12 protein-coding genes and 1 pseudogene are annotated in these 12889 nt (G+C 69.2%); 11 read left to right on the forward strand and 2 right to left on the reverse strand.

What is annotated here, in order from left to right:
- Positions 1-9: 9 nt before the first annotated feature.
- From H0X00_RS05345 to H0X00_RS05395, 11 genes are all read left to right on the forward strand, one after another.
- Entirely contained in the window at positions 10-906 is an 897-nt protein-coding gene (locus tag H0X00_RS05345; RefSeq protein WP_293767751.1) for an acyl-CoA thioesterase II, read from the forward strand.
- 284 nt (positions 907-1190) lie between these two features.
- Positions 1191-2192 carry a branched-chain amino acid ABC transporter permease gene (locus H0X00_RS05350; protein ID WP_293767753.1) on the forward strand — a complete coding sequence of 334 codons (1002 nt, stop codon included), beginning with the start codon at positions 1191-1193 and terminating at the stop codon, positions 2190-2192.
- A gap of 52 nt (positions 2193-2244) precedes the next feature.
- Positions 2245-3507 (forward strand): branched-chain amino acid ABC transporter permease, encoded by a 1263-nt coding sequence (locus H0X00_RS05355; RefSeq protein ID WP_293767754.1) that lies wholly within the window; start codon positions 2245-2247, stop codon positions 3505-3507.
- On the forward strand, positions 3504-4508 hold the full coding sequence (locus H0X00_RS05360; RefSeq protein WP_293767756.1) for an ABC transporter ATP-binding protein: 1005 nt from the start codon (positions 3504-3506) through the stop codon (positions 4506-4508). The genes H0X00_RS05355 and H0X00_RS05360 overlap by 4 nt, the downstream gene beginning before the upstream one ends.
- Positions 4501-5214: an ABC transporter ATP-binding protein gene (locus tag H0X00_RS05365; protein ID WP_293767757.1), complete on the forward strand. Its 714-nt coding sequence runs from the start codon at positions 4501-4503 to the stop codon at positions 5212-5214. Before H0X00_RS05360 ends, H0X00_RS05365 begins: the two co-directional genes overlap by 8 nt.
- Positions 5215-5305: 91 nt before the next feature.
- Entirely contained in the window at positions 5306-6319 is a 1014-nt protein-coding gene (locus H0X00_RS05370; RefSeq protein ID WP_293767758.1) for an ABC transporter ATP-binding protein, read from the forward strand.
- A complete protein-coding gene (locus H0X00_RS05375; protein ID WP_293767759.1) occupies positions 6319-8364 on the forward strand; it encodes a Gldg family protein in 2046 nt (681 codons plus the stop codon). The genes H0X00_RS05370 and H0X00_RS05375 overlap by 1 nt, the downstream gene beginning before the upstream one ends.
- Entirely contained in the window at positions 8361-9176 is an 816-nt protein-coding gene (locus H0X00_RS05380; protein WP_293767760.1) for a hypothetical protein, read from the forward strand. Before H0X00_RS05375 ends, H0X00_RS05380 begins: the two co-directional genes overlap by 4 nt.
- Before the next feature lie 7 nt (positions 9177-9183).
- A complete protein-coding gene (locus tag H0X00_RS05385) occupies positions 9184-10161 on the forward strand; it encodes a peptidyl-prolyl cis-trans isomerase (RefSeq protein WP_293767763.1) in 978 nt (325 codons plus the stop codon).
- Entirely contained in the window at positions 10162-11376 is a 1215-nt protein-coding gene (locus H0X00_RS05390) for a hypothetical protein (protein WP_293767765.1), read from the forward strand.
- A 4-nt stretch (positions 11377-11380) separates the two neighbouring features.
- A complete protein-coding gene (locus H0X00_RS05395) occupies positions 11381-11932 on the forward strand; it encodes a hypothetical protein (protein ID WP_293767767.1) in 552 nt (183 codons plus the stop codon).
- A gap of 14 nt (positions 11933-11946) precedes the next feature.
- Here the strand turns inward: H0X00_RS05395 and H0X00_RS05400 are convergent, their stop codons facing one another.
- Both H0X00_RS05400 and H0X00_RS05405 read right to left on the reverse strand, forming a co-directional pair.
- On the reverse strand, positions 11947-12363 hold the full coding sequence (locus H0X00_RS05400) for a PaaI family thioesterase (RefSeq protein WP_293767770.1): 417 nt from the start codon (positions 12361-12363) through the stop codon (positions 11947-11949).
- A gap of 11 nt (positions 12364-12374) precedes the next feature.
- Positions 12375-12889, reverse strand: a pseudogene (locus H0X00_RS05405) (glycoside hydrolase family 15); the annotation flags it as partial.

Raw genomic sequence — 12889 nt, forward strand, 5'->3', positions numbered from 1 at the left:
GGTGGAGGAGTGCCCAGATCCACCGGCGAACTCGTCGATCTGTTCGTTCTCGAGACGATCGAGGAGGGGCTGTACCGCGGCAAGCAGCCGGAGACGGCCATGCAGCGCGTCTTCGGCGGCCAGGTACTCGGACAGGCGTTGCTCGCGGCCAGTCTGACGGTGGACCCCAAGCGACTGGTCCACTCCTTCCACGCCTACTTCCTGCTGCCGGGCGACCCCGCGGTTCCGATCGTCTATGACGTCGACACGCTGCGGGACGGCCGCTCCTTCAGCGCGCGCCGGGTCGCGGCCCGCCAGCACGGGAAGCACATCTTCTATCTGACCGCCTCCTACCAGGGTGACGAGCCGGGGCTGTCCCACCAGGACGTGATGCCGAACGACGTCCCGCCGCCCGAGGAGTGCCCGCCGCTGGCGGACTCCCTGGCCGGGGTGATGCGCTCGGACGTCGCCGCGGCGATGGCGGCCGAGTTCGGCGCCCTGGACTTCCGCTTCGCGGGATCCTCGGCGCCCGGCGGGATCATCCAGGACTTCTCGCACCCGGCGATCGCGCGGGTGTGGATGCGGGCCGGCGCCTCGTCCGGGCACTACGCCGAGGACCAGGGCGGGGACCAGAACGTCCCCGCGGGCGAGATGCTGCACCGCTGCCTGCTGGCCTACATGAGCGACCTCTCCCTGCTCCACGCGAGCCTGGTGCCCCACCACGCCGCCCGGCCGGAGGACATGATCCGGGCCTCGCTGGACCACGCGATGTGGTTCCACCGTCCGTTCCGGGCCGACGAGTGGCTGCTCTACGACCAGGTCTCGCCGTCGGCGTCCGGCGCGCGGGGGCTCTCGTTCGGCCGGATCTACCAGGAGGGCGTGCTGGTCGCGAGCGCTGTCCAGGAGGGCCTGATCCGCCACCCGTAGCCCGCCGGGGGACCGGTTCCAAGATCGAGTGCGGGAAATCCACCTCCTGAAGGGAGTATTTCCTCTCTCAACCGGGGGTCGGTACTGGTCAGGGGGGTATCCGCCGGGGCTAGACTGCACCGGTTCGCATCGCTTTCGGGCTCGTCCCTGAAGTCTCGCCGGCAGCGGTGCGGAGGCCACCTACCTGACATGTGGGGGCCCCGCGACGCGTTTCCCGACGCGTCCGCACAAGGGTGCCTCCGGAACTAGCCGCGTCCCCGCGGCGGGGAAGGCAGCGAGCACGTATGGATTCGCTGACAACACACGCAATCGACTTCAACAGCGGGCTCTTCGGTCCGTCCGTGGTCGCCGGTGTGACCACCTCGGGCCTGTACGGCCTGGTCGCGGTGGCACTGGTCCTCAGCTACCGGATCAGCCGCACGATCGCCTTCGTGCACGGCGGCATCGTCCTCGCGGGCGCGCTGCTGTTCTGGTACTTCTGCACGCCCAGCTACTCGGGCGGCTCCGAACTGCTCGCCGGTGAAGGCGGGGGTGGCGGTCGGCCCGACCTGCCGAAGTGGCCGGTCATGTTCGGGCTGATGCTCGCCGGCGCGGGCGTCGCGGCCCTCTACGGCTGGATCGTCACCAGCACCCGGATGGCGACCTACCCCCGCACCACGCTGACCAACTTCTCGCTGGCGCTGATGCTGATCATGATCGGCATCATCTTCACCAAGAACAAGTCCTCCGGTGAGCAGGCGCCCAGCCCGTTCGGTGGCGGGGGCTTCGACGTCAGCACCCCAGGTGGGGACGTGAGCCAACGGGTGTCGTACCACCAGCTGGCGACGCTGATCATCCTGGTGGTGGTCGTGATCGGCTTCGCGATCCTGCTGCAGCAGACCCGGTTCGGCGTCTACACCCGCGCGGTGGCCGACAACGTTGAGGCCAGCAAGCTGGTCGGCGTCCCGATCGGCAAGGTCGGCACCATCGTCTACGCGATCTCCGGCGCCATCGCGGCGCTCGGCGGCATTCTCATCGCGAACCAGGTGGGCACCGAGACGACCGGCATCCTGTTCATCTTCCTGCGCGCCCTGATCGTCTGCGTTCTCGGCGCGTTCGCCAGCATCCCGCTCGCGCTCGCGGGCGCGGTGCTCATCGCGGTCGTCGACTCGATGATGGAGGCCGGTGTGTTCGGGAACCCGGACAAGGCCATCAAGGAGATCGTCGTCGTCTTCATTCTGTTCTCCGTGGTGATCGGCATCGACCGATTCGGCAAGAAGGGCTCGTCCGTCCTCGCAGGTAACTGACCTGACGGACCGACACCCCACCCCGAATCGTCGACGAAGGAGATAGCTGGTCATGGCACACGGAACAGCAACAAAGACCGGGGGCCACTCCCCGTCCCAGAACGGATCACATCCCACGATCGCGGTGCCGCCGCGCGTGGGCGGCGCCGGTTCCAATCCCCTGGACCGCGTGCACGGCCTGCTCGGTGTTCATCCGGGCCTGCTCGTGCTGCTCGCGATGTTGGTGCTCTACCCGCTGGTCGGCGCCAACAACTGGGTCTACAACGTCACCACCGGGCTGGTGCTCGCCGTCTCCGCCCTCGGCCTGCTGGTCGTGGTCGGTTGGGGCCGGGAGATCTCCCTGGCCCAGGCCGGCATCACCGGCGCGGCCTGTTACATCTCCGGGTTCGCCGCCCGGGAGTACAACGGCACCGTCTGGGACATCCCCTTCGTCGACCTGCCCCGCGGGACGTACACCGACCTGGCGTTCCCGATCGCGGCGCTCTACGGCATCGGGTTCGCCATCATCGTGTCGGTGCTCGTCTCGTTGGTCGCGATGCGGCTGTCCGGCGTCTACGTCATCGTCCTGACGCTGTCCCTGCAGTTCCTCATCGAGAACTCGTTGTTCACCGAGGCCTCGCTGACCGGTGGTCAGAGCCCCCTGGAGACCCCTCGGCCCGATGTGTGGGGAGCCAGCCTCACCTGTTCCGAGCCCTGCAGCGCGACGCTGTCCGTGGACGACCGGCTCTACTACTTCGTCCTGGCGTTCCTGCTGATCTCGATGTACTTCCTCTCCCGGTTCCGCAACTCCCGGTTCGGCCGGTCGATGATCATGGTCGGCGTCGATCCGGCGGCCGCGGCCGCCGTGGGGGTGTCGCCCTGGAAGTACAAGGTGGCCGCGTTCGCCATCGCGGGTGGGTTCGCCGGCCTCGGTGGCGTGATGTTGGCGGTGTTCTACGGCTCGCCACCGGGCGTCTTCGAGTTCAACTCGTTCAACTCGTTGCTCTACCTCTCGATCCCGATCATGGCCGGGTTCGAGTCGATGTTCGCCGTCGTCGCGGTGGCGCTGCTGTTCCGTTTGGCTCCGCTCCTGCTGGCCGAGATCGACATCGAACTCAACCCGTACCTGCTCGGCGGTCTCGGCCTGGTGCTCGGCATCCTCATGGGCCCGCGCGGGGTCGGCGGTTTCTTCGCCGACATCTTCGACAGCCGCGCCCGGCAGAAGCGCAAGGCCGCCCGGGCGAGCGCCAAGAACAGATCCTCCGGGGGAGCCGCACCGCCACCGACCCGGCGTGAGGCCAAGGTGCCGGCGACGGCCGGATCGGAGTCCAAGTGAGTACGAGCACTGGAGCCGGGCACATCGTCGCCGAGTCCGGCCTCGACCCCGAGCGCGACCAGGCGCTGGCCGTCCTCGAGGCGTTCCTGCCGCACCGCGGCGACAGCGGTGACGCTCTGGTCGGCAGTGGGCTCTCGATCGCCTTCGGTGGCGTCAAGGCGCTGCAGAACGTGACCATCACGGCGCCCTCGAAGACCTTCGTCGGTCTGCTCGGGCCGAACGGGGCGGGCAAGTCGACCTGCTTCGACGTGCTGAACGGACTGAAGGTGCCGGACTCCGGCACCATCACGATGTTCGGCAAGGACGTCACCGCGATGCGGCCGTGGGACCGGGCCAAGCTCGGCATGGGACGCACGTTCCAGGCCAACCGCCTCAACCACGACCTGTCCGTCGGGGAGAACCTGCTCTCGGCCGCGCACCTGGCGATCAAGGGCAACCCGATCACGACGTTGCTCAGCTTCCCCTCGGTGCGCAAGTCCGAGGCGCGGGCCGAGCAGGCCGCGTACGCGATGTGCGTGCTGCTCGGCATCAAGGACCACTGGCACGACCGCGTCTCCGACCTCGACTTCGGCCGGCAGCGCCGGATCGAGATCGGCCGGTCGCTGATGTGCGGTCCGGCGATCGTGCTGCTCGACGAGCCCGCCGCCGGTCTGGACGCCGATGACGCGCACGCCCTGTTCGCCCTGCTGCGTCAACTGCAGCGCGACCTCGGCCTGACGATCATCCTCGTCGAGCACTACGTGAAGGCCGTGCTGGAGAACGCCGACCTGGTCTACGTGCTCAATCAGGGCCAGCTGCTGGCCTCGGGTACGCCGGCCGAGGTGGCCGCCGACCCGGTGGTCCGGGCCGAGTACCTCGGGTCGGTACTCGACCTTGAGGAGAACGCCGACGTGAACGAGGCCGCGACGCTGGCCGAGGAGGCGGACGAGGTCCTCGACGACATCGCCGAGGCCGAGCAGGAAGGCGTCAGCGCGAACCAAGGGAGCACGGACAATGCTTGAGCTCAAGGGCGTCGGGGCCGGCTACGGACGGCTCCCCGTGCTGTTCGACATCGACCTGGAGGTCGAGCAGGGTCAGATGGTCTCGGTGCTCGGGTCCAACGGTGCCGGGAAGTCCACGCTGCTCAAGACCATCCTCGGCGCGATCCCGCCGAGCAAGGGCGAGATCGTCTTCCGCCGGCAGAAGGTGTCCGGCATGCCGGCGCACAAGCGGGTCGGTCTGGGCATCTCGCTCTCGCCCGAGGGGCGGCAGGTGTTCCCGACGCTCTCGGTGCGGGAGAACCTCATCACCGGGTCCTACGGGGTCAGCACACCGAACATGAAGGAGCAGTTCGAGCGCGTCTACGAACTGTTCCCCCGGTTGAAGGAGCGGCAGAACCAGGTCGCCGGTTCGCTGTCCGGCGGTGAGCAGCAGATGCTCGCGGTCAGCCGTGCGCTGATGTCGCGGCCCCGGCTGCTGCTGGTCGACGAGCTGTCGCTGGGTCTGGCGCCAGTCATCGCCGAGCGCCTGTACTCCGCTCTGCGCGCACTCTGCGACGAGGGCCTGTCGGTGGTCATGGTGGAGCAGTTCCACCTGGTCGCGGTCGGCTTCTCCGACAGGCAGTACGTGATGGAGAAGGGCCGCTTCATCAAGATCACCGAGCAGCAGGTGAAGAAGGTCGCACCGGCCGCCCCGGCCCACGCGGCGAGCGGGGGGTCCGGGTCCTGAACGCGCCGGTCGGGGTCGGGACACAGCTGAATCACAGCTGTGCCCGACCCCGAACACAACTCCCGCGTCTAGCGTCGCCCGGATGTCCAGCATGAGTGCAACGGCGGAGACCTCTTCCTCGAACGAGGTCGACTCCGGATTCAAGAACGCAGGCGGCAGCCCCCTGCTCGTCGTGACGGATCTGACCCGGCGTTACGGCACCCGCACCGCCGTCGACGACGTCTCGTTCTCCCTCGGTCCCGGCATCACCGGGCTGCTCGGGCCGAACGGGGCCGGCAAGTCCTCGTTGATGACCTGCATGGCCGGGATCGCCGCGTGGGATGCCGGCACCATTCGGATCGGCGACGCCGACGTGGCGCGCAACCCGCGCGCGGCCCGCAAGCTGCTCGGCTTCATGCCCGAGCGGGTCGCGTTCCCGAACGAGATGCGGGTGACGGAGTACCTGACCTTCGCGGCCGAGGCCAAGCGAATTCCCCGCGGGGAACGAAGCGCTGCCGTGGAACTTGCGATCACCCGGACCGGGCTGGGCGCCGTGCCGGACCGGATCGTCGGCAACCTGTCCAAGGGCAACAAGCAGCGCGTCGGCATGGCCCAGGCGCTGATGGGCGACCCGCTCGTCACCATCCTCGACGAGCCGATGAACGGCCTGGACCCGCTCAACATCCTGGACATGCGCGCGATGTTGCAGGAGTACGGACGCACCCGTTCGGTGATCGTGTCCACGCACCTGCTCACCGACGCCCGCCTGATGTGCAACAACGTGCTCGTGATGGCCCGCGGCAAGCTCGTCTACCAGGGCGCCCCCTCAGAGATGGCCGAGGGCATGGGGCACTCGGTGCGGTTGCGGATCCGGGTTCACGCCCAGGTGGAACCCGCACCTGGCGACCTCGTCGAGGGCACCTCGCTGGTCGACGTCGCGCACGACGAGCGGGGGACCACGGTGCTGGTGCAGGCCCAGGGCGACGGACCCGTCGCCGCGCTGGTCCAGGCGTGGTCGGCGAAGTGGCCGGTGACCACCGTGGAGTCCACCGCGGACAGCCTCGAGGAGGCCTTCCGGGAGGCCGTTCTCGGCTCGGTCGTGGCCGGAGCGGAAGCGTCGGACTAGTGCTCACCTTGCTGAAGCGCGAGATCACCTCGCTCGTCCTCTGGCCCGCGACGTACTTGATCGCGGCCGCGTACATCGTGATCTCCGGGATCCTGTTCATCGACCTGGTCAGCTCGACCAACTCGGCCGACCTGCAGTCGTACTACGCGAACACGGTCAACACGCTGCTGGTGATGTGCCCGATCCTCGGGGCCCGCTCGATCGCGGAGGAACGGGCCAGCGGCGCGCTGCAGATTTCGCTGGCCTGGCCCATCTCGCGGTGGTCCATGGTCTTCAGCAAGTTCGTCGCGAACACCCTGATCACCTGGGTGGTCGTCAGCATCTCCTGGATCTACTACGTCCGCCTCGACGCGATCTCCGAACCGGAGTTCGCCCGCTCGATGGGCGGCTGGATCGGACTGCTGCTGCTCTCCGCGATGTTCAACGCGGTTTCTCTCGCGATCTCCTCGCGGATGAACACCTCCGTGGGCGCGGCCTTCCTCGCCTTCGTCGTGCTGCTGGTGCTGCGGCTGATCTCGTTCCTGCCGGAGAATCTCCGCGGCAAGGTCGACCAGTTCGCTCCGCTGGAGCGCCTCGACCCGATGCTCGACGGTGTACTCCCGGGGGAGGACGTCGCCTACTTCGTGGTCCTCGCCGCGGCTGCGTTGTGCGTCGCGGTCTACAGCCTGGGCCGGCGCCGTGCGGGTTCGGACCGCCGGGTGATCGCGTTGCGGGTCGCCGCGGTGGCCGGGGTGTCGGCGTTCGTACTCGGCACCCCCGCGGTGGCCGGCGCCGCCTCCGGCGAGATCGACCTGACCCCGGGCAACCGGGAGACCGCATCGGCGGCGACCAAGGACGTGCTGGCCAAACTGCGCGGTACGCCGATGACGCTGACCGCGTTCTCCCCGACGGTCAGCCTGGAGGCCAGTGAGGCCCGGGCCACCGTGCGCAAGTACCAGGCCGCCGGGGCGACCATCGAGGTCAAGATCGTCGACCCGGACATCTCGCCGGCACTGGCGCGCGCCTCCGGTGTCATCGACTACAACGACTACCTGCTCAACGTCGGCGGGAAGACGCGGGAGCTCGACGACCTGGTCGAGAGCACGGTGACCTCGGCGATCGCCGAGCTGGGTGACCCGGATCCGCCTTTCGCCTGCTTCACCCAGGGCCACGGTGAACGCCGGATCAACGACGTCCAGGACGAGGGCCTCACCTCCTTCGCCGTGCGGTTGCGGATCATCGGCTACCGGACCGGCGAGGTGTTCCTCACGGGCAAGGGCGGGCTGGAACTGCTGGCGAAGTGCGACGTCGTGCTCGTGATGGGGCCGCGATCCACCATGCCGGCGAGCGACCTGAAGCTGCTGCAGGACTACGCCAAGGCGCAGGGCCGGCTGGTCGTGGCCGCGGACACGGTGCGCGGCGACATCGCCCAACTGAACGAGCTGATCACGCCGTGGGGGCTGAAGTTCCTCGACGGCCAACTACGTGACCCGCAGTCACTTGCCGACGACCCGGCCGCCATCGTGTCCTCGCGCTATCCCTCGGCCTCCTCCGTGGTCGACACCTTGAACAAGGACGACACCCCGGTGGTGTTCAGCAACACCCTGGGGATCGACAAGGCCGGACCCGGCGGCGACGAGGGACCGCAGGTGGCCGCGCTCGTGCAGAGCAGCCCGAAGAGCTACCAGGTCGACAAGACCGGCAAGCGCATCCCCAACACCGAGGGGGTGCACACCCTGGCCGGGTTCACCTCCGCCACGGAGCGCGAGGCCCCGGGCGAGGCGCCGCTGCTGACCACCACCCGGGTCGGGGTGCTCGGCACCGCGGACGCCGCGGCGAACCTGTACCAGAAGTCCTTCGGCAATCAGGAACTGCTGATCCGGCTCACCCAGTTCATCGCCGGGGACGACGTGATCCTCGCGGCCTTCCGCGAGGTCGGGAAGAGCGCGCAGTTCCAGATCACCGGGGCCCAGCGCAGCTCGCTGATCCGGCAGACCGTGGCGCTGCCGACGCTGGCCGCCCTGGTGTTCGTGCCCTTCGTGTTCTTCCGCCTGAGGCGAGGATGAGCAGGGCACTCGCTCTGCTCGCCGGCCTGGTGGTCGCGGTCGGCGGCCTGTCCGCCTGCGGCGACGACGACCTTAGTTCGGTGGACGTCCTCGCGATCGACGTGCCGGCCGAGCGGGTTGCCAGCGTCACCTACACCGCCGGGACGAAGTCGGCGACCTTCGAGGGCCGCAACGGGGTGTTCGTGCCCGGCGCCGGCGGGACCGCCGAGTCCGCCACGCTGATCAACGCCTCGGACACCACCTTCCCGATCCTGGCCTACCGGATCATGGACAACGTCGACCCGGCGACGCCGGATTTCGGTCTCGCCTCCGCTGCGAGCACCGGCGCGGCGGCCCGCGCCTCGGAGTGCGGCGCGGGGTGCTCGATCGCGCTGACCGACACCGACGGCGTCACCCGCAAGCTCTCCGTCGGCGCCCGCTCGTTCAACTCGGCCGGGTTCTACGCCACCGTCGAGGGCGACCCGCGGGTGTTCCTGCTGATCTCGGCGACGGTGGCCCAGATCATCTCCCTCGCCAACGGGCGGCCGTTCGCGTTCCCGCCGACCAAGCAGGAGGCCGAACTCGCCGCGACCCAGGCGCGACTCTCCGAGGAAGCGGCCGGTCGTGGAGCGCCCGAGGCGAACTACGATCCGTACCTGAGGCAGGTTCTGGCCGCCGAGCAGGATCGGAAGGCGGCGAAAGCGGGCCGTCCGGCCGAGGCGTTACTCAAGGCCGCCACCTCGACCCAGGACCAGCCCGGCCAGAGCAACGGCCAAGCCACGGCGGCGCCGACGGCGAACGAGCAGCAACCTGACGACAGTGAACGGGAGTGAGGGACAAGTGAGCGGACGGACTCGGGTGCGCAGCGCGCGCTACGGCGTGGCCGGAGCCCTGGCGCTCACGCTGGCGCTCTCCGGCTGCGGCGGCGGCGGCGGAGCGCCGGCGATCGCGGCCAACGTCGAGGGTATCGAGATCACCTCGGCGCAGGTGGACGAGCTGTTCAAGATCTTCGAGAACACCGACACCGGCCAGGCCGACCTGCAGGGCGTCGACGGCGTGAAGGCCGCCCCCGAGCAGATCCGCCGCACGGCGCTGTCGTACCGGATCAAGATCGCCTTCGTCGAGTTCCTCGCCAAGCGTGAGGGGGCACAGGTCTCCGACAGCGCCGACGAGAATGAGGTCTACGACGAGCTGGCTGAGATCGGCAGCCTGAAGTTCGCCGGGTACAAGGGGGAGGACCTCCAGGTCGCTGCGCGGATCGAGAAGATCAGCAAGGCCATCGCGGCCAAGCTGCTGCCTGAGGTCTCGGTCAGCCGCGAGGAGCTGCAGGCGGCGTACGACGCCCGCCCGGAGATTGTCGGGGCGAGCTTCCGGGCCACCACGGGCATCGCCTTCATGGACAGCCCTGAATCGGCTGCAGCGCTGAGAAAGGCGCTCGCCAAGGGCACCGACTTCAAGACCGCGACCGATGCGCTGAGCGGCACCGTGGGCGCGGACACCGTCGACATCAACCCGATCACGCCGATCCAGGCCGAAATCGTCGAGCAGGTCCGCAAGCTCGAACCCGGCGAGAGCAGCGAGCCCACCCGCTACGACCTCGGTGACGTGACTGTGTACACGGTGCTCTACCAGGTCAAGCGCAAGGACCTGCCGGCGCTGACGCTGGAGGATGCCAAGCCCGAGCTGACCCAGATCGTGGTCGATTCCAAGCGCTTCCAGGTCTTCGACGACTGGCTCCGGAAGCAATACCTGGCTGCGAACATCACGGTCGACAAGTACTACGGGAAATGGGATCCGACGCTTCGAGCGGTGATCTGATTGACCGGCACCAGCTCCGGGCGCCGCCCGTGCACGGCGCTTGTCACGCTGTTCGCCCTCCTCGGCGCGTGCGCGGTGCTGGTGCTCGGCGCGGGTCCGGCAGCTGCCGCGGAGAACCCCGAGAAGATCAAGGTCACGCTCACCCAGGCCGAGATCCGCAACGCCAACCCGAACAACATCACGATGGACATCACCGTCGTGAACAGCGGGACCAAGAAGCCGCCGGCGGCCCGGTACGGGGTGTTCCTCACCGCCCGGGAGGGTGAGGGCGAGCCGATCCTGGAGGAGCCGGAGAACTGCCTGCAGGTCAGCGACAACGACCCCGCGGTCCCCCTGGGGGTGTACCGCTGCTCGATCATCGTGAACAACCCGGGCGCCTGGACCTTCACCGCCTTCGTCAACCTGCCCACCGCGGCCGGCCAGCAGCAACTCGAGGTCGTGGAGACCACCCTCGACATCACCGAGGCGGTGGTGCTGGCCGGGGAGTTCAAGGGGCTGCGCTACGCCGTCGAGGGCAGCTCCTTCGAGGTCTTCCTGCTGCAGTTCCACGTGATCCTGGCCAGCCTCTGGCTGCTGCTGGTCGCCGCCATGGCGTTCATCGCCCTGCCGCGACTGCGCCGGATGCTCTCCACCCTCGCGTTGCAGACCCTCGAGGTCAGGCGCAACGTCCTGACCAGCTCGATGTGGGTCACCTTCGGCGGCACGCTCATCACCGGGGCCTGGCTGCTGAGCACCCAGACCGCTTATGACGCCCCGTTCTCCACGAGCAGCTTCTCCTTCTCCGAGTACGACGACATCACGCGCCTGCCCTACGCCGCGATGTACTTCAACGCGCTCTACGTCAAGATCCTGGTGTTCCTGGTGATGGGCGGCGCGAGCATGGTGCTGGCGATGGAGGCGGGCCGGCAGGCGCAGTCCGCGCAGGACGCCGTGACCGGCGGCGACGACGAGATCGACATGTGGTCCAGCGGCGTTCATTTCGACGAGGACGGCCACGTCATCCACGACGAGGCGAGGGCGCCCGCCGCCGCCGGCCAGGTCGCCGCGGCCACCCGGTTCCGTGCCGCCTCGGTCGGGGTGAGCCAGCGGGCGCTGTGGGCCTGCGTTGCCGTGATGGTGGGCGGGACCGGGGTGATCGGGCTCTGCGTAACAATCCTCAAGTACTGTCACGAGCTGATCGAGACCGCGAACGCGGCCCGGATCCTCGGAGGTTGAGTCGATGAAGTTCCTGAAGGGCACAGCTGCCGCCCTGGTGGCGGTCGGGCTGACGGCCCTGGGGCCCGCCGCGACGCCGGTGTCGGCGCACAGCGGCGGCAAGGCCGTGGTGCTGGTCGCGGACCTCACCCTCAGTCCGGACGGCACGGCCTGGAAGGCCAGCACGACGCTGGTCGACGGCGACTCCGGGTCGCCGATCCGGGGCGCCGAGGTCAAAGCGTTGCTGGGCACGCCGGCGAAGACCGTCAACCTCGCCCAGGGGTCGTCGCTGGGCAACTACACCGCCTCGCTGGGGGCGTTGCCGGCCGGCCCCACCCACCTCGAACTCAAGGTGCGCACGCTGCCGGGGGCCGAGGCGGTCGTGCCGTACGACAAGGCGTGGGACTTCACCCTGACGGCGGGTCAGCCGATCCAGGTCGCCAGTGAGACCGGCGATGGCGGTGGCAGCAACGTCGCGCTGATCATGAGCGTGGCCGGCGCGGTGATCCTGATCGCGCTGCTCTACGGGCTGTTCTCGCTGCGGCGGCGCGCGGCAGCGCCGACCCAGCAGCGGTAGCGCTCCCGCTCCGCTCAGGCCGTGTACAGGTTGTGCAGGCGAACCTCGCCGCGCCCGACCAACTTGCCGCCGCCATCGTGAATTTCGACCAGCCACAGCTGCTGGGTGCGGCCGCGGTGGACGGGCGTCGCCGTGGTGGTCACGCGGGCTCCCGCGGTGACCGGGCGGAGGAAGTTCGTGTGGTTGCTGACCCCGACCACCCCGCCCTTGCCGCCGAGCCAGAGGGACGCGCCGATGCTGGCCGCGCTCTCCACCAGCGTGCAGTGCACCCCGCCGTGCATCACGCCCGCCGGCTGCAGGTGGCGCTCGTCGACGTCGAGGAGCATCACCGCGCGGTCCGGGCCGGCCTCCACGATCTCGGCACCGATGAGTTCCACGAAACCCCTCGTGACCTCGGCGGGGACGGCGTTGTCGACCCGATCCATACTCATGGAAACCGAGCCTACGTTCCCGGGTCGACCGGCGGCGTGGGCACGGCGCCGTCGCGGGCGGCCAGCGCGAGCAGCACGATGGAACAAGTCCACCCCAGCGGTGCGACCGAGGCCGGGCCGCCGTCGTTGGCGACCTTCTCCGGCAGGGCGCCCAGCGCGGTGCGGTGCGCCGAGAGCCAGTCGAACCAGCGCCGGAACGAGGCCTCGTCACCGCGCCCGGCCGCCGCCAGAGCGAACAGGGCGGTGGCCGGGGTCCAGGCCACGCCGCCGACCCGGGGGATGTTCCCCGGCCGCAGGCCACCGGAAGGCATCAGCAGCTCGGCCTGGGCTCGCTGCACGGCCCCGGTCAACTCTGACGCATCCTCACCTGAGCTGTCGCGAGGTGCAGCCAGCGGAGCGGAGCGGAAGGTGACCGCGCTGTCCGGCCCCGCGCCGTCGACGGGGTAGCGGCGATAGCCGGTCGCGCCGAAGCGGCGTTCGATGCCCCTGTCGAGCCGGCGCGCGGCCTCGCCCCAGCGCTCGGCGG

It is taken from the genome of Sporichthya sp. (assembly GCF_013815995.1).
GTDB lineage: Bacteria > Actinomycetota > Actinomycetes > Sporichthyales > Sporichthyaceae > Sporichthya.